1 protein-coding gene and 1 pseudogene are annotated in these 829 nt (G+C 63.7%); one reads left to right on the top strand and one right to left on the bottom strand.

What is annotated here, in order from left to right:
* Positions 1 to 215, top strand: a 215-nt coding sequence (locus EN994_RS33540; RefSeq protein WP_281060231.1) for a carboxyl transferase domain-containing protein, incomplete at its 5' end; no start/stop codon positions are given.
* 12 nt (positions 216 to 227) lie between these two features.
* Here EN994_RS33540 and EN994_RS33545 read toward each other — a convergent pair.
* Positions 228 to 829, bottom strand: a pseudogene (locus tag EN994_RS33545) (hypothetical protein); the annotation flags it as partial.

The following is an 829-nucleotide window of genomic DNA, read 5'->3' on the forward strand; positions in this document are numbered from 1 at the left end:
ACCGCAAGGACATCGGTGATGCCGAAAAGATCGCAGCCCATACAAAGGCATACGAGGATCGCTTCCTGTCGCCCTTCGTCGCCGCCGAACGCGGTTATGTCGACGAGGTGATCATGCCGCACTCGACCCGCCGCCGTATTGCGCGGGCGCTCCGCATGCTGCGCAACAAGGACATGCAGAACCCCTGGAAGAAGCACGACAACATCCCGCTGTGAGACGCCGGCAACTCACTCCTCTTCCGCCGCCCCGAACCCCGCTCCCATGGTGGCGCGGACAGGGCTGCCCCACGGTGTCGCGTGATTGTCGATGCGCATCTGGAAGATGAAATAGGTCGGCGAGCAGAAGCCGATGCCTTTCACTTTGCCGATGCCCGGCGTGTCCGGCGGCAGCGATTGGCACATATAGTCCTCGCGGCAGAAATGATCGGCCGAACAGGCCGGCCGGTTGCCGCGATTGACGGCGCCGCCAAGGCATTGGTCGAAATTGTTGGTGGCCACGCAGATGTCGAATTTCTTGCCGCCGACCAGCCCGCAAATCTCGTTCGGCATCGGCTTGCCAGCTTTGAAGGCCGCGAAGGCACGGTCCTTGTCGTCGCAGCCGCGATAGGCGATGCCGCCCGGCACGCCGATCTTCGGCGGACGGCAGGTGTAGGCGGTGCGCGACGCGGCAGGCGCGAAGGCCGCGAACTGGCCCGATTTGCTGTAGCGGTCGTTGAAAGGCTGCGCCGCATTGCTGGCGATCGAGCCGGTCAGGCAGGGATGGCCGGAAAACAGTTTTTCGCTGTCCTTGGGCAGCAGGCATTGCGCCAGTTTCGTGTGCACGCCCGAAG

Origin of the sequence: Mesorhizobium sp. M7A.F.Ca.CA.002.09.1.1 (genome assembly GCF_003998555.1) — a bacterium.
GTDB classification, from domain to species: Bacteria; Pseudomonadota; Alphaproteobacteria; order Rhizobiales; family Rhizobiaceae; genus Mesorhizobium; species Mesorhizobium ciceri.